Origin of the sequence: Haliea sp. E1-2-M8 (assembly GCF_030649675.1) — a bacterium.
Lineage (GTDB): Bacteria > Pseudomonadota > Gammaproteobacteria > Pseudomonadales > Halieaceae > Haliea.
Genome location: NZ_JAUTDR010000005.1, coordinates 66073 through 84919, shown reverse-complemented (window position 1 = coordinate 84919; position 18847 = coordinate 66073). Strand labels below are relative to the sequence as shown.

Here is an 18847-nt window from a genome sequence, read left to right as displayed (position 1 = left end):
TTTTGCAGCGTGCTGCCGACGGCGCGTACACTGGGGCGTTACCTGCCGGAGAATGACCTGTATGTCCCCAGACCTTCCCCTGTCCCTGCTCGAACTCGCATCGGTGCGCGCGGGTGACTCCGTCGGCCAGACGCTGGCCAACAGCGTCGCTTACGCCCGGCATGCAGAGGCGTTGGGTTTCACCCGCTTCTGGCTGGCAGAACACCACAATATCGAAGGGGTCAGCAGTTCCGCTACGGCGGTGCTGGTCGGGCATATTGCCGGCGCCACCAATACCATCCGGGTTGGCTCCGGCGGCATCATGCTGCCCAATCACCCGCCGCTGGTCATTGCCGAGCAGTTCGGCACCCTGGAATCCATTTATCCCGGACGTATCGACCTCGGCCTGGGCCGGGCCCCCGGCACTGATCCCGTCACCAGTCGCGCCCTGCGCCGGGCGGGACCGGGCGCGGAAGCGTTCCCGGACGACATCGCCCAGCTGCAGGCCCTGCTGGGCCCGCTGCGCCCCGGCCAGGCAGTCAAGGCGATACCCGGTGCCGGCACGGAGGTGCCCATCTGGTTGCTGGGCTCCAGCCTCTACAGCGCTCAGCTGGCGGGCATGCTCGGCCTGCCGTATGCCTTTGCCGGTCATTTTGCCCCGCGTTTATACCGGGAGGCGATACACACCTACCGCGCGCATTTTCAACCCTCGCGTCAGCTGGATACAGCCTATGCCATGCTGGCGGTACCGGCGATTGCGGCGGATACGGATGCGGAGGCGCGCTTGCTGGCGACTACCAGCCAGCAGCGTATTCTCGCCCTGCTGCGCGGCCGTCCCCTGTTCACGGAACCACCCATAGACAGCATGGATGGCCTCTGGAGCGCCCAGGAGGAAGCCGCGGTGCGGGATTTCCTGGGTCTGCAGCTCTGCGGCGGCCCGGCGACGTTGCGCCGCCAGCTGGAGGAGCTACTGGCGACGGTGGAGGTTGACGAGCTGATGTTTACCGTGGATATCCATGACCCGGCACTGCGCCGCCATGCGCTGGAGATCCTCGCGGGGCTGCGCGGAGCACCTGCTGTGGCAGGATAAGAGTGCATTGTGGTGCTATACTTTAGCAGGATCTAATAAGTCTGTGGGGCTGGGCGACCCAGGTCGCCAGGAAAGCACCGGTCGCGCTCACGCGGTCTATTGTTGATGCAACCAGAGGGTGTAACCATGTCGATACTGAAACGGGGCAACAAGGCGCTGCTGCGAATGGCAGCGGCGGTGTTTATCGGAGTTTTCGCACTGGCTTCGGGCAGCTATGCAGCAGGTGGTAGCGGCCCTGGTGGTGGCGCTGGCCAGGGACCCATGGGTGCTGGAGGCGGCGGCCTGTCCCAGCAGAACAAGCAGGCGCAGCAGAAATCCCGGGACAAGGAGAAGATCCGGGACCAGAAACAAACCCGGGACCAGCAGAGAATACACGCGCCGCAGGACGGTCAGGGCCCGGCCGCGGAGCAGCAGCGCCTGCAGGATCAGGATCAGGACCAGGATCAATTGCGGCAGCGGGATCGCGACCAGCTGCAGACCGGGGACGAAGTACAGCCCCGTCTGCAGGACCAGGATCAGGACCGGCTGAGGCAGCAGGATCGCGACCAGCTGCAGACCGGGGACGGAGTACAGCCCCGCCTGCGGGACCAGGACCAGGAGCAATTGCGGCAGCGGGATCGCGACCAGCCCGAGCCCGATTTGTAGGGTGACTGGGTGCTCAGGGGACAGCGCGCGGCCAGCGTCCTGTCGCCCTTGTTGGCCTGCAGCGGTGGGCAGGGGTCAGTGCAGCCCGTATAATCGCGCTCTCCCAATCAGGTTCCCGCTTAGCCATGACCGTTCGTACCCGCATCGCACCATCTCCCACCGGCGACCCCCATGTCGGGACCGCCTACATCGCCCTGTTCAACCTGTGTTTCGCCCGGGCCCACGGTGGCCAGTTCATCCTCCGCATCGAGGATACCGACCAGGCTCGCAGTACGCCGGCCTCGGAACAGGCGATTCTCGACTCCCTGCGCTGGCTGGGGCTGGATTGGGATGAAGGCCCGGACGTGGGCGGGGCCTGTGGCCCCTACCGTCAGAGCGAGCGCATGGAGCTGTACGGTGAGTACGCCCAGCAGCTGGTGCGCGAGGGCAAGGCTTTTGTCTGCTATCGCACTCCGGAAGAGCTGGACGAGCTGCGGGAGGCGCGCCGCGCCGCCGGTGACAGCACCGCGTTGAAGCCGGCCGATCTGCACCTGCCTGCAGACGAAGTAGCTCGGCGCGAGGCCGCTGGCATGGCCTATGTAATCCGCATGCTGGTGCCGGATGAGCCCGGCGCCTGTGTTATCGAGGACCTGCTGCGGGGCAGCATTGAGCTGGACTGGAGCATGGTGGATGCGCAGATCCTGTTGAAGTCCGACGGCATGCCTACCTACCACCTGGCCAATGTGGTAGACGATCACCTGATGGGCATCACCCACGTCCTGCGCGGTGAGGAGTGGATCAACTCCGCGCCCAAGCACAAGCTGCTGTACGAGTACTTTGGCTGGGACATGCCGGTGCTGTGCCACCTGCCCCTGCTGCGCAATCCGGACAAGTCCAAACTCAGCAAGCGCAAGAACCCCACCAGTATTCTCTACTACCAGCGCATGGGCTTCCTGCCCGAGGCGCTGCTCAACTACCTGGGGCGCATGGGCTGGTCCATGCCCGACGAAAGCGAGAAGTTCTCCCTGCAGCAGATGCGCGAGCATTTCGATATCCAGCGGGTGTCTCTCGGCGGGCCCATCTTCGATATCGAGAAACTGCGCTGGCTCAATGGGCTCTGGATCCGCGAAGACCTCAGCGAAGAGCAGCTGGCCCAGCGCCTGGTGCAGTGGGCCTTCAACATGGACAACCTTATGCAGGTGCTGCCCCACGCCCAGAAGCGGATGGAAACCCTCAGCGACTTTGCGCCGCTGGCGGCCTTCCTGGTGTCCGGCACCCTGCCCATTACCGAGGCGTCTTTCGCGGATATCAAGGCCGGGCGCGAAGACCTGGTGAACAATCTGCAGTTCGCGCTCTGGCGCCTGGAGTCCCTGCGCGAGTGGGACCGGGACGCGGTGTGGAACGCGCTGAAAAGTCTGGCGGATGCCCTTGGCATCAAGATCAAGGATCTGCTGGCGCCCCTGTTTGTTGCCATTGCAGGTTCCAGCGCGTCCTTTTCGGTGGTCGATTCCATGGCCATGATCGGCCCGGACATGAGCCGCGCGCGCCTGCGTCACGCCATCGAAGTACTGGGCGGCGTGTCGAAGAAGGCCACAAAACGCCTCGAAAAGGCCTACGCCGAACTTGGGCAGGACGCCTGAGGCGTCCTTGGCCATTCCCGCGGACAGCCGCTTCCGGTTCCTGATCGTCGGCGCCGGCCGCTCCGGCACCAGCCTGCTGACCGCGTTGCTGGATCAGCACTCGCGGCTGGAGGTCGGGTTTGAAGTCGGCAGTATCGACTGCCTGCGCGGGCGCGCACTGGTGGATGAACCGGCGCGACTGTTCCAGCAGCGTACCGGCGCCTTTGTCGAGCGCTGTATCGCGGCGGCCGCGGAGTCATCGGCCGCCATGTGGGGCAACAAGATCACTACCGAGCAGCTCGCGGGTCTCAACAAGCACAATCTCTATCACGCGCCGCCGCTGGATATCCTGGACGCCTTTTTCAATAACGTGCTCGCAGAGCTTCGGGTCATCTACCTGCTGCGTGATGGCCGCGCCTGCGTCCAGTCCAAGCTGGCGCGCACTGCCCAGAGTCTGGAGCAGGCCTGTGAAAGTTGGCGCTATGCGGTAGCAGTGTATGAATTTCTGCAACAGCGGCCCAACACCCTGTTCCTGCGTTTCGAAGACCTGGTGCTTGCCCCCGAGCGGGAGCTGGGGAGGGTATTGGAATTCCTCGGGGTTGAATTCGAGCCCGCTATCGTAAGCGGTGAGGGCACCATGCATCCGGGCATGCCGCCGGCCTACCGCCGCCCGGGGATTGATCCCGGCAGGGCAACCGACCTCGATACGGCGCATCCCTGCGTGGCCCTGATTGCGCCCGAACTGAGGCGCTGCGGCTACCACTGAACCGCCGGTGCTATTCTGGCGGCGGGAGCCTACAATGGTTTCTGTCGCAACGCGCGGAGAATCGAACTTGGCTATCAGTACATTTGACCTGTTCAAGGTGGGCATTGGTCCCTCCAGCTCCCACACCGTCGGGCCGATGAATGCGGCCCGCCGTTTTGCCCTGACGCTCGATGAATCGGGCGAGTTGGAGCAATGCCAACGTGTCACCGCGGAACTGTACGGCTCCCTTGCCGCCACCGGGGCCGGGCACGGCTCGCCCAAGGCCGTCATTCTCGGGCTGGAGGGCGAGACCCCGGAAGGGGTGGTGGTGGAGGACATTGCGGCCCGGGTGGGAGGTGTGCGCGAGGGCGGCCGCCTGCAGCTGCTTGGGCGCCACGAAATCGCCTTCAGCTATCGGGACGACCTGGTCATGCACCGCAGCGAGTCCCTGCCCTGGCATGCCAACGGCATGCGTTTTACCGCCTTCGACGCCAGCGGCGAGGCGCTGCTGACGCGGGTGTACTACTCCGTGGGCGGCGGCTTCGTGGTCGACGAGGCCGCCGCGGAGGGGGGCGACGTCATTGTCGATGACCCCACCGAGCAGGCCTGGCCTTTCACCACCGCGGATGAGCTGCTGCGTCAGTGCAAGATCAGCGGTCTTTCGATCAGCGTCCTGATGCTGGAAAACGAGAAAGCCTGGCGCAGCGAACAGGAGATCCGTGATGGCTTGCTCGCCCTGTGGCGGGTGATGGATGCCAGTATCCAACGCGGCTGCCGCGCCGAAGGCATCCTCCCCGGCGGGCTCAAGGTCAAGCGCCGGGCGGCACAGCTGTACCGGCAGCTCAAGGCCGGCGCCGGGGGCCTGGGGGACGACTCGCTCAATACCATGGACTGGGTCACCGTCTATGCGCTGGCAGTAAACGAGGAAAACGCCGTTGGCGGGCGCATCGTCACCGCGCCGACCAACGGTGCCGCGGGAATTATCCCGGCGGTGCTGAAGTACTATCTGACGCACTGCAAGGGCGCCAACGAAGACGACGTCACCCGCTATTTGTTGACTGCCGCCGCGATCGGCATCCTCTACAAGATCAACGCCTCCATCTCCGGTGCCGAGGTCGGCTGCCAGGGTGAGGTGGGCTCGGCCAGTTCCATGGCTGCAGGTGCACTGGCGGATGCCCTGGGTGGTACCCCCGCGCAGGTTGAAAATGCCGCGGAAATCGCGATGGAGCACAATCTTGGCCTGACCTGCGACCCTATAGGCGGGCTGGTGCAGGTGCCCTGTATCGAGCGCAATGCCATGGGCGCAATCAAGGCCATCAGCGCGGCCCGCATGGCCCTGCGCGGCAGCGGCGAGCACTACGTGTCCCTGGACCAGGTAATCAAGACCATGAAAGACACCGGCCGCGACATGCAGGACAAGTACAAGGAAACCGCCCGCGGCGGCCTCGCGGTCAACGTGCTGGAGGTGCCCGTCAATTTTGTCGACTGCTAACCTCGACTGTAGGAGCCCGCTCCGCGGGCGATCGCGCACGGAGTGCGCTCCTACGCCTTGGGACGGAACCTGTAGGAGCCCGCTGGCCCAGGCCACCTTCTCTGTGTGCTGAGCGGCCATTCACCTTGTCCGCGGGCGATCGCGCGCAAAGGCGCTCCTGCGCGAAGGTTCTGCCGCATCCGCTTGACACCGCATTGCCGCCTCACTAGAATTCGCGTCCTCAGAGTTTCGGGGCTATAGCTCAGCTGGGAGAGCGCTTGCATGGCATGCAAGAGGTCGACGGTTCGATCCCGTCTAGCTCCACCAAAAAACAACCCCGGGCCGTCAGGTCCGGGGTTTTTTTATGGGCGTCTCTCAGGCATCGGGCGCAGGCACCAGCTTGACGATGCGGATATTGAGGAAGCCGTAAGTCACCGCCATCAGGGGGCTGATCAGGTTGAAGAAGGCATAGGGCGCATAGGCGAAGGTGGCGACGCCCAGGGTCGCTGCCATGAACGCGCCGCAGGTATTCCAGGGCACCAGGGCTGAAGTCATGGTGCCTGCATCTTCCAGGGTGCGGGACAGATTTTCCGGTGCCAGGCCCCGACGCTTGAACTCAAGCTGGTACATCCGCCCCGGCAGTACGATGGAAATGTACTGGTCGGCGGCGATGATGTTCATGCCGATGGCGGTCAGCACTGTGACCAGGATCAGCGAGCCGGTGCCGTGCACGCTCTTGAGTGCGGTGGTGACGATGCGGGCCAGCAGTCCGGTTTTTTCCATGACCCCGCCGAAGCACATGGCAGCGATGATCAGCCACACCGTATTGAGCATGCTGCTCATGCCCCCCCGCGACAGCAGGTCGTCCAGTGCGGCGTTGCCGGTGCTGGCCTGAAAGCCGTCGGTCATCGCCAGCCACAGTCCCCTGAACGTCGCCAGCACGCTGCCCAGCTCGCCGCCGGGGTCGCCGAAGTCACGGGTAACGCTGCCCTGAGCCACGACCGCAATCAGGCAACCTGCCAGGGTGCCAATGGTGATGGTGGGGAGCGCGGGCCACTTGCGCCAGGCCAGGGTCAGCAGCAGAACCAGCGGTAGAAACGCGGGTATCCCCAGGGTAAAGCTCTGCTCGATCAGGGTCCGGGTGGTATTGACGTCGGCAATGGTCTGCATGCTCTCCGTCTGCCCCCAGCCAATCCAGGTAAACAGCACCAGCGCAATCAGAAAGGAGGGCGTGGTAGTCCACAGCATGTGGCGGATGTGAGTGAACAGCTCGACATTGACCATGGCCGGCGCCAGGTTGGTAGAGTCCGACAGCGGCGACATCTTGTCGCCGAAGTAGGCGCCGGAAATCACGGCACCCGCGGTGATCTCCGGCGCCAGGCCGAGGATATGGGAAACCCCGACCAGCGCCAGGCCCACCGTGGCCGCCGTGGTCCAGGAACTGCCGATGGCGGCAGAGACGCAGGCACAGAGGATCAGGGTTGCCGGGTAGAACCAGCCCGGGTCCAGCACGCCGAGGCCGAGGTGTATCACCGCCGGTGCAGTGCCCGCGAGCATCCAGCTGCCAATCATGGAACCGACCATGAGCAGGATCAGGCAGGCCTTGAAGGCCAGCTTGATGCTGTCGATGATCGCGTCCTCCAGCTCCTCGTAGGGCTGTCCCCGCAGCACCCCGATAAGCACCGTGATGGCCGCCGCGAAAATCAGCGCCAGCTGGCTGGGTCCGCCCGAGGCGTCGTCGCCAAACAGAGCCACTGCAAGGCCCAGCATGAGCACCAGGCAGCCCAGGGGCAGCAGGGCCAGCCACAGGGACAAATTTCCGGCGGCCGGCTCTGGGTGGGTGCTGTCCCGTGTTTCTGCCACCGCGTTGCTCCCCTCGTGCTCTGTCATGGTCTGTCCTGGCTAGTGCGCTTCACAGCCGGTTCTGGCGGCAAAAGTCCGCCAGACTCGCGCGCAGCGTGTCGATGATTTCGTCGATGTGCTCCGGTTTACTGATCATCGGTGGGCAGACCATGAAGTGGTCGCCAACGTAGCCGCCGCGGCTGCGGCGCGGATAGATGATCAGGCCGCGCTGGTAGGCGAGGTCGCTGAGCTTGAGGTAAGCATTCAGCTCTGCCGGCAACGGCTCCATGGTGTCCGGATTGGCAACCAGCTCAAAGGCCAGCAGCAGACCTTTGCCGCGCACATCGCCGATGATCGGGAATTCCGCCTGCAGTTGCTGCAGCCCGGCCTTGAGCAACCCGCCGACCTGTTCTGTATTCGCCAGCAACTGCTGGCGTTCGATTTCATCGAGTACGGCCAGGCCGACGGTGCAGGCGATCGGGTTGCCGGCATAGGTGTGGCCGTGCTGGAAACCGCCGCTATCGAGTACTGCCTCGACAATCACATCCTGCGCGGTGATCGCACCCAGCGGAATGTAGCCGGCGCCGAAGCCTTTGGCCAGAGCCACGATATCCGGATTGATGCTCCAGTGTTCCGCCGCCAGGAAACGCCCGGTACGACCGACGCCGGTCATCACTTCGTCATAGATCAGCAGGACGCCGTAGCGGTCGCAGATATCGCGGATGCGCTGATAGTAGCTGTCAGGTGCCACCAGTGCTCCGGTGGAGGCGCCGCCGACCGGCTCCATGATGAATGCCAGCACGTTCTCCGGGCCCAGCTCTTCAATTTTTGCCTGCAGCAGGTCGGCATACGCCAGCCCGCGCTCCGCATCGCTCAGTTCGTCCTGATCCAGATAGCAGCGCGGCGCGGCGATTTTCGGCATGTCCCGATACATGGGCAGGAACGGATCATTCAGCGGCCCGTAACCCGTGACCGCGAGGGCGCCGAGGGTGGAGCCGTGGTAGGAGGGAGTGCGCGATATCACCTGGTCGCGGCTGCCCTCGCCACGGCTGACCGCATACTGTCGGGCGAGTTTGAGTGCACTCTCCACGGCTTCGGAGCCGCCAGAAACAAAGAACACCTTGTTGTGTCCGGCGGGACTGAGTGCGGCGACGCGCGCCGCGAGCTCTTCCGCCGGTGCGGTTTCAAAGTGCAGGCGGTAGCCGAAAGTTGCCTGCGCCATTTGCGCCCGCATGGCCGCCAGCACCGCCGGATTGGAGTGGCCGATGTTGGAGACCATCGCGCCGCTGGACCCGTCCAGGTAGCGCTTGCCAGCGCAGTCCCACATGTACACGCCCTCGGCGCGGTCGAGCATGGGCCGGCGCAGTCGACTCTGGTAGAACAGGTGCGATTCCTTCATTTGATGCTGGGCCTTTTGGGAGTGATGTTGCCATAGGTTCGTTGTGCCAGTGGTGTGTTGGCAATCAGCGTCGTCAACTTGCGGAGGAAGGTTGCTTCCGCCACGTTCAGGTTGGCGCGTGAATTGCTGAGCAGGGTGATATCCACCGCCGGTGTATGCCGGTAAGGCGGTAGCTGCCAAAGGCGCCCGCTCTCGATGTCGCGTTCCACCACGTGGATCGGAAGCGGGCCGAAGCCGAGTCCCGCGCCGATCATGCGCCGCACCTCCTCCAGGTTGTTGGAGGCCCCGGCGACCCGGTCACTGAAGCCGGCCTGGGCCCGCAGTGCTGCTACCGGGTTCAGTACATCCCCGGGCTCATCACTGAAAAAGGTCACGCGCTCGTGGCCGCGCAAATCCTCGAGGTTCAGTTTTTTGCGCCCGTAAAGCGGGTGACCCGGGCCGCAGAAGAAACCGAAGTGCTCGCGATAGAACAGTTGGCTCTGGATGTCCGTTCGCGCTGGCAGCGCCAGACAGACGCCGAAACTTGCCGTTTTGGCGAGCACCGCCTCCTGCACCTCATGGCTGCTCATTATGGAGACGGAGAACGAGGTACGCGGGTTCTCGCGATGAAACTCTGCCAGCGTGTTGTCGAGCAGCGGGGTGGTGATATGACTGGCCATACAGATTTTGAGATGCCCCTCGACGGTGTTGCTGAGGCTGGCCAGGAGGTCCGGCAGGCGCGAAACCGAGCCGAATATATCGAGGCATTCGCGATATAGCGCCTTGCCCTGGCGGGTCAGCACAAAGTTGCGCGGGTCCCGCTCGGCCAGGGGTGTGTCGAGGACAAGCTCCAGACGTTTCAGGGAGTTGCTCACCGTCGGCTGCTTCAGGCCCAGCTCAATGGCGGCTCCGGTAATGCTGTTTTTCTCGGCGATGACGAGAAATGTGCGCAGCAGATTCCAGTCCAGGTTCCAGCTCAAACGGCCCGCACCCTGTAGCTCGCTGTCTTCGCGCGAGGCACCCGATCCATCTTTCAGTCGCATAATGTCATTTACTAAAACTATGATTGACTTGAGTATCATCAAGGTATCAAATCATCAGCAATTGTGGAACATATCCTTGGCAAAATATATGACAGAGCACAGGGTGGGCAGGAAAGTCATCGTAACGTGTGCGATCACCGGATCGATCTACACGCCAACCATGTCGCCGTATTTACCGGTGACGGGAGAGGAGATCGCTGAATCCTCCATCGCGGCGGCAGAGGCGGGCGCGGCAATTATCCACCTGCACGCCCGTGTGCCCGAGGACGGCCGCCCCAGCGCGGAGCCAGAACATTTCCGCAACTTCATTTCCCGTATCGACGCCGCCTGCGATGCGGTACTCAATATCTCCACCGGCGGCAGTTCCCTGATGAGTCTCGACCAGAGGCTGGCTCCGGCGCGGGCGATGCTGCCGGAAATGTGTTCCCTGAATATGGGGTCGATGAATTTCGGCATCTTCACCCTGGCGCGCAAATACAAGGATTGGCAGCACGAGTGGGAGCCGGAGTTGCTGGAGGCCACGCGCAGCCGGATGTTTGCCAACACTTATCAGGATATCGAGAACACCATCGCGGAGCTGGGGCAGGAGCACGACGCGCGTTTCGAGTTCGAGTGCTACGACATGGGGCATATCGAGACGCTTGCCTACTACCTGCGTCAGGGGTTGGTGCAGGGCCCCCTGTATGTGCAGTTTGTGCTCGGGGTCATGGGCGGTATCGGTGCAACGCCGGAAAACCTGTTGGCCATGAAGGCCAGCGCGGATCGCTTGCTGGGGGATGCGTATCAGTTTTCGGTGCTGGCGGCGGGCCGTCAGCAAATGGAGCTCGCAACCTTGGGCGTGATTCTCGGCGGCAATGTCAGGGTAGGGCTGGAGGACAGTCTGACCATCCCTCCCGGCAGGCTGGCGGAGAGCAACGCAGAGCAGGTGGTAAAGATACGCCGGATCATCGAAGAGCTTGGCTACGCAGTGGCCACACCCGATGAGGCTCGGACCCTGCTGCAGCTGAAGGGTCGCGACCGGGTGCGGATGGATTTTTAGGGAGGTTCCGATGAGGGCAAGCACAGCAACGATAACCGCGCGCTGGCCAACAGGGTGCCATCCCTGGTGATCGCGATTCGTCCGGCAACCGCGGCCGATACCACCGCCATGGACCGGATGCTGCGCGGGCTCGCGGCAAGCCTGGGCCAGTCGGACAAGTACCTCGGCAGTTCCGCTGCCCTGGCTCTCCACGGCTTCGGCCCGGAACCCGCCTTTTTTGCCCGTCTCGCCACTGAAGACGACCAGGCGGTGGGGATGGTTGTGTATTTCTGGGAGTTTTCCACCTGGCGCGCGCAGCGTGGCGTGTTTATCCAGGATCTTTTTGTGAATCCAGAGCTGCGTGGCACTGGCCTGGGCAAGCGCCTGCTGCTTGCCGCGGCAGAACATGGCCGCAGCGTTGACGCAGCCTATTTGCGCCTGTCAGTAGACAACGCCAACCTGGGGGCCGCCCGGTTCTACCAGCGTCTTGGCTTCAGGGTTATGGAGGAGGATAGTTTGATGCTGTTACACGGGGAGGCTTATCAGGCCCTGCAGTCCGGAGCCGTATCTTGATCGCCGTGGGGCGCGCCATGGTCGGTATTTTGGGGATGCTGGTGTTGCTGCCCACAGCGGCAGCGCAGGAGGCCACCCGGGTGCCGGTGCTGGCACAGGTGGCACATCCGCACAATTACTACTGGCGTGAAATGTATATGCCGCAGCTGACGGCCGGCCCGAGCGCCGGGACCTTCAGCCCGGACGGTGCCAGTGTGATCTACAGTATGCAGGGCTCCCTGTGGCGCCAGGCCCTGGATGCTGCCGCGGCTGAGGAAATCACTGCCGGCCCCGGCTACGATTTTCAGCCAGACTGGTCCCCCGATGGGCGCCGCGTGGTATTTGCCCGTCAGCAACACAATGCCCTGAACCTGATACTGCTGGACCTGGAGAGCGGCGAGGAAACCGCGCTTACCAGCGGCGGGGGCGTGCATCTGGAGCCGCGCTGGAGCCCCGAGGGGCACCGGCTCGCCTATGTCCGCACCGATGCGGACGGTTACTTCGGCATCTACCTGGCAAACCTGCGGGGCAACGCCATCGCCGAAGAGCGGCCCCTGGTGGCCGGCAACGTATCCGAAAAATATCGCTACTATTACTCCGCGGCCGACCACGCGATCAACCCGTCCTGGTCAGCGGACGGTAAATCCATTCTCTACGTCACCAATCCCGAAGTGGCCTGGGGTTCCGGTGGCATCTGGGAGGTGCCGGTCGACCAGCCGCAGCAGGCGCGCCAGCTCATCAATGAAGAGACCACCTGGGCGGCACGTCCCCAGCTGGCTCACGATGGCAAACGCCTTTTGTACAGCAGCTACCGCGGCCGCCAGTGGCACCAGCTGTGGATCACCAATCGCGACGGCGAATACCCGCTGCCCATAACGTTTGGCGACCACGACCTGTGGCAGCCCCGCTGGAGTCCCGACGACAGACAGCTGCTGTATGTGAGCAATGCCTCGGGCGGGCTTGAGCTGATGCTGCACAGCTTTGTCGGCGGAGCGACCCGGGTCCTCAACCCCGAGGTGCGCAACTACAAACGTCCCATGCGCACCCTGCAGCTGCAGGTCAGTAATGAGCGCGGTCAGGTGCTGCCGGCGCGGGTCAGCCTGCTGGCCGCCGACGGCCGTCACTACGCACCCGACAATGCGCTCGTGCACGGTGACGATTATGTAGACAGCGCCACCGCTGAACATGAGAACCACTATTTCCACTGCCCCGGCGAATGTACGGTGACAGTCCCGGAAGGGCCGTTACAGGTTTTTGCCATGCACGGATTCGAGCATCGGCTGGTGCAGCAGTCGCTGGACTCAGTGCCCGCGGCTGACCGTCTCGAGCTGGTACTGGCGGCACAGCCTCTGCCGGAACGCTTTGGCAGCTACCACAGCGCCGACTTGCATGTGCACATGAACTACGGGGGCGTCTATCGTCAGACTACCGCCAGCATGGCCGCCGGCGCGCGCGCCGAGAACCTGGACATTGTCTATAACCTGATTGTAAACAAGGAAGAGCGCATTCCCGACATTGCCCTGTTTCGGACCGACCACGAGTCCTTTGACGGGGTGACCGTGTATCAGGCGCAGGAGTACCACAGCAGCTACTGGGGGCATCTCGGCCTGCTGCATCTGGACAGCCACTTCCTGACCCCGGACTTCTCCTCCTACTGGCACACGGGCCTGGCCTCGGCCTATCCCTCCAACACCCTGATTCAGGAACTTGCCCGTGCCCAGGGCGCGGTCACGGGTTACGTGCACCCCTTCGACGGCATACCAGACCCGGCGGCGGAGGGTAAGCTTACCCATGCCTTGCCGGTGGATGTGGCGCTGGGCAAGACCGACTATCTTGAGGTGGTCTCCTTCGCCAACCACGAGAATACCGCCGATGTCTGGTACCGGTTTCTCAACCTGGGTTTCCCCCTGACGGCGGGCGCGGGTACCGACGCCATGACCAACTACGCCTCCCTGCGCGGCCCGATTGGCCTCAACCGGATATTTCTGGAGGGCGTCCAGCCCGACCGGCCAGAGACGCTCAAGGCAGCGATCAAGGGCGGCCGCGGCTTCGTCAGCAACGGTCCCCTGCTGGGCTTGCTGGTGAACGGTGAGGGGCCAGGTTCAAGGCTCAAGGTTGCTTCCGGTGCATCGCTAAAGGTTGACCTGGCACTTCGCTCAGCTATGCCGGTGGCGCAGCTGGAGCTGGTTTACAACGGAAATGTGGTGGCCACCGTTGCAGTGGACGACAACGGACTCGCGGCAGAGCAGCTGTTGCAGGTGCCAGTCGACAGCAGCGGCTGGATGCTGCTGCGGGCGGTCAACAAGACTGCCCACCCCGCGGTGCAGGACCTCTATACCTACGCCACGACCAACCCTGTGTGGATCGATATCCCGGGGGCGCCCCGGCGTGCGCCGGAAGATGCGGCGTATTTTCTCGCCTGGCTGGACCGTATTGCTGAACACGCTTCAGCTCGCGAGGACTACAACCACGACTGGGAGCGGGAGGAGATCCTCGATGAGATCCGCCGCGCCCGCCTGATCTACAAGGAACTCAGCGAGCAATGAATCTGCGCAACAAGATGGTGGCTCTGGTCTGCCTGGTACTGTGTTATCCGCCCCTGGGACAGAGCGCCGGGCTGCGGCCCCTGAGCGTCGACGATATCCATGCCGTAGCCGATGTCTCGGAGCCTGCAGTGTCGCCGGACGGCAAGCAAGTCGCTTATGTCGTGTCCGTGCACAACCTGGAGCAGGATGCGATTGTCAGCGATGTGTGGCAGGTGCCCTGGGCGGGCGGCGAACCGCGTCAGCTGACGGCAGTGGACAGCGTCAGCGCCTCGACGCCGAAGTTCAGCCCCGATGGGCGCTACCTTGCTTATCTCGAGGCGGCGGGTGACGAAGCCTACAGTCAGGTGTTCCTGCTGGATCGCAGGGGCGGTGAGGTGCGTCAGCTTACCGCGATGGCCGGTGGCGTGGTTGACTACGACTGGGCGCCGGACAGTTCGCAGCTGGTAGTGGCGTCTTTTGTCGGCGGCGCTGAACCCAATGCCGCGGGCACTGCAGCGCCGGTGGTCATTGAGCGCTTCCAGTTCCTCGAGGACGGCGTTGGCTATCTGGCGGGTGCGCGCCGGCAGCTATCCATTGTGGATCTCCAGGGCGGTGCCACGCGCCAGCTTACCCGGGGCGATCAGGACCACTGGCTGCCCAGCTGGTCTCCCGATGGACGCTATATTGCCTACGTGTCGAAAGACAAAGGTAATGATCCCGACCGCAACATGGACTCCGATGTCTTTGTCATCCCCGCCAGCGGGGAGGGCGCGCCCCGTCGTATCAGCGATTTCGATGGCACCGACGTCGACCCCTACTGGATGTCGCCACCCGCCTGGTCCCCGGACAGCAAGCAGTTGGCCTGGCTGCAAAGTGGCGCCAGCAAGTGGATCTACTACGCGCCCTGGCAGCTGACGGTAGCGGACCTTGCGACCGCTACCAACCGCCCCCTGGCACGCGTCGACCGCAATTTCTTTGTGCCCAAGTGGTCGGCGGATGGCCGCTATATCTATGCGCTGCAGGAGGACCCCTTGTCCACCTGGCTGGTGCGGATAGACAGCGACAATGGCGACATGACCCGTCTCAGCACGGGCAAGCGGTTTGCGCTCGATTTTGCCCTGGGTGGCGAAGATGACCACCTGGTGTTATTGGACAGCACCGATAACCGGCCCTTTGAGCTGTTCGCCGTGGAAGGGGAGACCCTGCGTCCCCTGACCCAGCACAATGCGTGGCTGGACGAGGTACAGCTCGCCGTCACGCGGACGTTCAGTTTCGAGAACGATGGTCACAGCCTGGATGGTTTTCTGGTGCTGCCGGCGGACGCGGACCCGGCTATCCCCTTGCCCACGATTTTCCGCCTGCACGGTGGTCCGGTGTACCAGTTCAGTCACGAGTTCATGGTCGACTGGCAGCTGTATGCCGCTGCGGGCTTCGCGGTGGTGGGGATCAATCCGCGCGGCTCCTCCGGCAAGGGCTTCGATTTTGCCGCTGCCATTTACGCAGACTGGGGTAATGTCGATGTCAGCGATATCCACGCCGGGGTCGAGTATCTGCAGGGGCAGGGCATTATCGACCCGTCGCGTCTGGGCGTTGGTGGCTGGAGTTATGGCGCCATCCTGACCAATTCAATGATCGCCGCTGACAGCAGGTTCCGGGCAGCGGTCAGCGGTGCCGGGGTTTCCAACATTTACGGTAGCTACGGGCTCGACCAGTATTCCCGTGAGTACGAGCTGGAGCTGGGCACCCCCTGGTCCAACCGCGAAAACTACGATCGCGCCAGCTATCCGTTCCTCAATGCCGACCGGATCACCACGCCGACCCTGTACCAGTGTGCCGGGAGCGACCTCAATGTGCCCTGCAGCGGCAGCCTGCAGATGTACCAGGCCCTGCGCTCACTGGGGGTGCCCACCCAGCTGGTTATCTACCCCGAGCAAAACCACTCGCTGCAGGTCCCCAGCTACCTGCGCGATCGCATGCAGCGTAACCTTGACTGGTACCAGCGCTGGCTGGCAGCGACACCCGCGCCGTGACCCGCAACCTGGGTCTGCTCGCCGTTATTGCAACCCTGGTGGGTTATGTCATCGGTGCCAGTATCTTTATTTTGCCCGGGTCGCTGGCGGGCAGTGCCGGCCCCGCGGTGGTTGTGTCCTATATGCTGGCGGCGATCATCGCCGCCTTCTCCTGTGTTGCGGCGGCGCAGCTCGGGGTCGTGTTTCCCAGGGTGGGAGCGGGCTACGTTGCCATCTCGCGCCTGTTGAGCCCGTTTGCGGGCTTCATCGGGATTTGGCTGATGTTGGCGGTGTTTGTCCTGGCCATCGTCCTGATCGCGCTCGGCTTTGCCGAATACTTTGTCGCGCTGGTTCCGGGTGCCAATGCACTGCTGGTGGCGGCGCTGGTGATCGTGCTGTTCACCCTGCTGAATCTGGGTGGTGCCGGACTCATGGTGCGGGTACAGGGGCTGCTGGTGCTGGGCTTCATGCTGGCACTGGTGCTGGTGATCGGTGTCGGGTTGGGCGAGGCAGAGCCGGCCAATCTGCGCCCCTTCGCCCCTGCGGGCTGGTACCCGGTGATCTTCGCTGCGGTTCCGGCGTTCTTCTCCTACGGCGGCTTTATGGCGGTCATGGAGCTGGCCGGCGAAATTCGCGACCCGGCGCGCACTATTCCGCGGGCGCTGGCAATCAGCTTTGTGCTGGTTGTAGTGACGTATGTCGCCCTCGCCCTGACCCTCGTCGGTGTTATGCCCTGGCAGACGCTCGGTGCTACAGCAGCACCGGTCCGGGTGGTAGCGCTGGACCTGTTCGGCAGCGTCGGTGGCCTGCTGGTGACGCTGGCCATTCTTGGCGCCGCAGCGACCTCGGTGAACGCGCTGCTGCTGGTGGCGTCCCGCGATATTTATGCCATGGCTGCGGATGGCTGCCTGCCGCGCTGGCTGGTTGCCAACGGCAGCACGGGCCGCAGCGTCCTGCTGGCCGGGCTGTTGTCCCTGCTGTGCCTCGGGCTGGGGGAAACCGTAATCGGGTATGCGGTGTGGGTGTCAGCGTTCACGCTGATCTTCCAGGTGCTGGTGGGGATTGCGCTACTGCGTCTGTACACCCATTCGACTGAGTTCGACAACGCACCGTTGCGACTTGGCCCCCGGAGTATGCTCTTCGTCGGTTGGGGTCTGATACTGGTGTCGGGCTTCTTCCTTGCATTTGTAGCGCAGGATTCCCTGACCCGGACCACTGGCGCGCTCGTGTATCTGGCGCTTGGCTGCGCCGTCTTTTGGCGCCGATCACGTGTTCGCTCGCCAGCGCTGGAGGTGACGGATGTCCACTCCACTCCCTAACGGATCCCGCTCTCGGACCGAGCGGTCCCTGGGGCGGCTGCCACCAGTATTGCGCGAGGCCATGGACGCGCTGCTTGACGGTCGCATCGGCGAGACCGAACGGCTTTGCCGCCAGCACCTGCACAAGTGTCCGACGGATGTCACGGCAATCCGTCTGCTGGCCGATGTGGCGATCAAGTTGGGGCGCTGGTCCGATGCCGAGAACCTGTTGGTCAGGTGCCTGGAACTGGCGCCAGATTTTCACCTGGCTCGTTACAACTACGCTTTTGTCCTCAGCCGCCAGACCCGCTACGAACAGGCACTGGCAGAACTCGATGCCCTGCTGCAGAAGGAAGACAACCCCAGTTACCGCACTCTGCAGGCTGCGACTCTGGTACGCCTGGCCCACTTCGACAAGGCCATCGCAATTTACCAGCGCCTGCTTGCCGATGCCCCCCGGCAGCCGAAGGTTTATCTGAGCTACGGCCACGCCCTGAAAACGGTAGGTCGGCAAGAAGACAGTATCGCCGCTTACCGTACGGCGATCGAGTTGGCACCCGAACTCGGCGAGGCGTACTGGTCGCTTGCCAACCTGAAGACGGTGAGTCTCACAGATGCTGAACTGGAATCCATCCGGGTTGCCCTCGGCAAGAAAGGGCTGCAACCAGAGGATGCGGCCCAGCTCAGTTTTGCGCTGGCCAAGGCGCTCGAAGACCGGGGCCAGTACGATCAGGCGTTCACCCATTACGCGGAGGGGAACGAGGTGCGGCGTCGACAGTCCAGCTATAGCGCCGCAGCGCAGCACGACAAGATCCAGCGTACCATCGGCAGCCAGGACGCCGCGTTTTTTAGCCAACGTGCAGGCAGCGGCTGCGATGCTGCGGACCCGATATTCATTGTCGGGCTGCCGCGGGCCGGATCGACGCTGCTGGAGCAAATTCTTGCCAGCCACAGCCGTGTCGAAGGCACCCAGGAATTACCCGACATTATCGCGATGGCCCGTCGTCTGGGAGGGAAGCAACGCCCCGCTGAAGACTCGCGCTACCCCGAAGTTCTTGCGGAGCTCGGGCCCGTTGAGTTGCGGGAGCTGGGTGAAGAGTACCTGCGCCGTACCCGGCGCTACCGCGATGCGGCCCCGCTGTTTATCGACAAAATGCCCAACAACTTCGAGCACATAGGGCTTATTCACCTGATGCTGCCGCAAGCGAAGATCATTGATGCGCGGCGCCATCCTCTGGCCTGCTGCCTCAGCGGGTTCAAACAGTATTTTGCCCGGGGCCAGCGCTTCAGTTACAGCCTGCAGGACATCGGTCACTACTACCGGGACTATGTGGCACTGATGGACCACTACGACACCGTGCTTCCAGGCCGTGTCCACCGGGTTCAGTACGAGGAACTGGTGGCCGACTTTGAACCCCAGGTGCGCAAGCTTCTCGACTATTGCGGCCTGGAATTTGAAAGCGGCTGTCTTGCCTTCCATGAAAACCAGCGCGCTGTGCGCACCGCAAGCAGTGAACAGGTGCGCCAGCCTGTATTCACTGACGCTGTAGAACACTGGCGCCACTTTCTACCGCACCTGGGGCCGCTGATTACAGCGCTGGGCCCGGAGCTGTTGGCGCGGTATCCAATAAAACCAGCTGACTCGAGAGGATGA

The 18847-nt window shown here is 63.4% G+C and carries 14 protein-coding genes and 1 tRNA gene; 12 read left to right on the top strand and 3 right to left on the bottom strand.

The window, feature by feature from the left end; all coding sequences use genetic code 11:
• Positions 1–61 precede the first annotated feature (61 nt).
• The 6 genes from Q6D67_RS05700 to Q6D67_RS05675 all read left to right on the top strand — a co-directional run bounded on the left by Q6D67_RS05700 (position 62) and on the right by Q6D67_RS05675 (position 5855).
• Entirely contained in the window at positions 62–1069 is a 1008-nt protein-coding gene (locus Q6D67_RS05700) for an LLM class flavin-dependent oxidoreductase (protein ID WP_304704622.1), read from the top strand.
• A gap of 126 nt (positions 1070–1195) precedes the next feature.
• Entirely contained in the window at positions 1196–1714 is a 519-nt protein-coding gene (locus Q6D67_RS05695) for a hypothetical protein (RefSeq protein WP_304704621.1), read from the top strand.
• A 125-nt stretch (positions 1715–1839) separates the two neighbouring features.
• Positions 1840–3333, top strand: coding sequence for a glutamate--tRNA ligase (gltX, locus tag Q6D67_RS05690; protein WP_304704620.1), 1494 nt, complete (start codon positions 1840–1842; stop codon positions 3331–3333).
• Between the two features lie 7 nt (positions 3334–3340).
• Complete coding sequence (locus Q6D67_RS05685) at positions 3341–4078, top strand: sulfotransferase (RefSeq protein ID WP_304704619.1); 738 nt, start codon at positions 3341–3343, stop codon at positions 4076–4078.
• A gap of 67 nt (positions 4079–4145) precedes the next feature.
• Complete coding sequence (locus Q6D67_RS05680) at positions 4146–5549, top strand: L-serine ammonia-lyase (RefSeq protein ID WP_304704618.1); 1404 nt, start codon at positions 4146–4148, stop codon at positions 5547–5549.
• 230 nt (positions 5550–5779) lie between these two features.
• A tRNA-Ala gene (locus Q6D67_RS05675) sits at positions 5780–5855 on the top strand.
• A 48-nt stretch (positions 5856–5903) separates the two neighbouring features.
• On the opposite strand, the gene nhaC is transcribed toward Q6D67_RS05675, so the two are convergent.
• Genes nhaC through Q6D67_RS05660 form a run of 3 tightly spaced genes read right to left on the bottom strand, consistent with a single transcriptional unit; the run spans position 5904 to position 9791 of the window.
• The gene (gene nhaC / locus Q6D67_RS05670) at positions 5904–7418 is read right to left on the bottom strand and encodes a Na+/H+ antiporter NhaC (protein WP_304704617.1); all 1515 of its coding nucleotides are present in this window, start codon (positions 7416–7418) and stop codon (positions 5904–5906) included.
• Positions 7419–7440: 22 nt separating this feature from the next.
• The gene (locus tag Q6D67_RS05665; RefSeq protein ID WP_304704616.1) at positions 7441–8769 is read right to left on the bottom strand and encodes an aspartate aminotransferase family protein; all 1329 of its coding nucleotides are present in this window, start codon (positions 8767–8769) and stop codon (positions 7441–7443) included.
• Positions 8766–9791, bottom strand: a complete 1026-nt coding sequence (locus Q6D67_RS05660; protein WP_304704615.1) for a LysR family transcriptional regulator — start codon at positions 9789–9791, stop codon at positions 8766–8768. The genes Q6D67_RS05665 and Q6D67_RS05660 overlap by 4 nt, the downstream gene beginning before the upstream one ends.
• A gap of 88 nt (positions 9792–9879) precedes the next feature.
• On the opposite strand from Q6D67_RS05660, the gene Q6D67_RS05655 reads away from it, so the two are divergent.
• The 6 genes from Q6D67_RS05655 to Q6D67_RS05630 all read left to right on the top strand — a co-directional run bounded on the left by Q6D67_RS05655 (position 9880) and on the right by Q6D67_RS05630 (position 18847).
• Complete coding sequence (locus Q6D67_RS05655) at positions 9880–10830, top strand: 3-keto-5-aminohexanoate cleavage protein (protein WP_304704614.1); 951 nt, start codon at positions 9880–9882, stop codon at positions 10828–10830.
• 66 nt (positions 10831–10896) lie between these two features.
• Entirely contained in the window at positions 10897–11382 is a 486-nt protein-coding gene (locus tag Q6D67_RS05650) for a GNAT family N-acetyltransferase (RefSeq protein ID WP_304704613.1), read from the top strand.
• Between the two features lie 5 nt (positions 11383–11387).
• The gene (locus tag Q6D67_RS05645; protein ID WP_304704745.1) at positions 11388–13907 is read left to right on the top strand and encodes a CehA/McbA family metallohydrolase; all 2520 of its coding nucleotides are present in this window, start codon (positions 11388–11390) and stop codon (positions 13905–13907) included.
• Positions 13904–15916: a S9 family peptidase gene (locus Q6D67_RS05640; protein WP_304704612.1), complete on the top strand. Its 2013-nt coding sequence runs from the start codon at positions 13904–13906 to the stop codon at positions 15914–15916. The genes Q6D67_RS05645 and Q6D67_RS05640 overlap by 4 nt, the downstream gene beginning before the upstream one ends.
• Positions 15913–17214: an APC family permease gene (locus Q6D67_RS05635; protein WP_304704611.1), complete on the top strand. Its 1302-nt coding sequence runs from the start codon at positions 15913–15915 to the stop codon at positions 17212–17214. The genes Q6D67_RS05640 and Q6D67_RS05635 overlap by 4 nt, the downstream gene beginning before the upstream one ends.
• Positions 17195–18847: a tetratricopeptide repeat-containing sulfotransferase family protein gene (locus tag Q6D67_RS05630; RefSeq protein ID WP_304704610.1), complete on the top strand. Its 1653-nt coding sequence runs from the start codon at positions 17195–17197 to the stop codon at positions 18845–18847. The genes Q6D67_RS05635 and Q6D67_RS05630 overlap by 20 nt, the downstream gene beginning before the upstream one ends.

Bases quoted from the DNA above. Each gene is read 5' to 3' on its own strand.
- nhaC (WP_304704617.1), bottom strand. From the start codon at position 7,418: ATGACAGAGCACGAGGGGAGCAACGCGGTGGCAGAAACACGGGACAGC.
- Q6D67_RS05660 (WP_304704615.1), bottom strand. From the start codon at position 9,791: ATGCGACTGAAAGATGGATCGGGTGCCTCGCGCGAAGACAGCGAGCTA.
- Q6D67_RS05640 (WP_304704612.1), top strand. From the start codon at position 13,904: ATGAATCTGCGCAACAAGATGGTGGCTCTGGTCTGCCTGGTACTGTGT.
- Q6D67_RS05695 (WP_304704621.1), top strand. From the start codon at position 1,196: ATGTCGATACTGAAACGGGGCAACAAGGCGCTGCTGCGAATGGCAGCG.
- Q6D67_RS05700 (WP_304704622.1), top strand. From the start codon at position 62: ATGTCCCCAGACCTTCCCCTGTCCCTGCTCGAACTCGCATCGGTGCGC.
- gltX (WP_304704620.1), top strand. From the start codon at position 1,840: ATGACCGTTCGTACCCGCATCGCACCATCTCCCACCGGCGACCCCCAT.
- Q6D67_RS05630 (WP_304704610.1), top strand. From the start codon at position 17,195: ATGTCCACTCCACTCCCTAACGGATCCCGCTCTCGGACCGAGCGGTCC.
- Q6D67_RS05655 (WP_304704614.1), top strand. From the start codon at position 9,880: ATGACAGAGCACAGGGTGGGCAGGAAAGTCATCGTAACGTGTGCGATC.
- Q6D67_RS05665 (WP_304704616.1), bottom strand. From the start codon at position 8,769: ATGAAGGAATCGCACCTGTTCTACCAGAGTCGACTGCGCCGGCCCATG.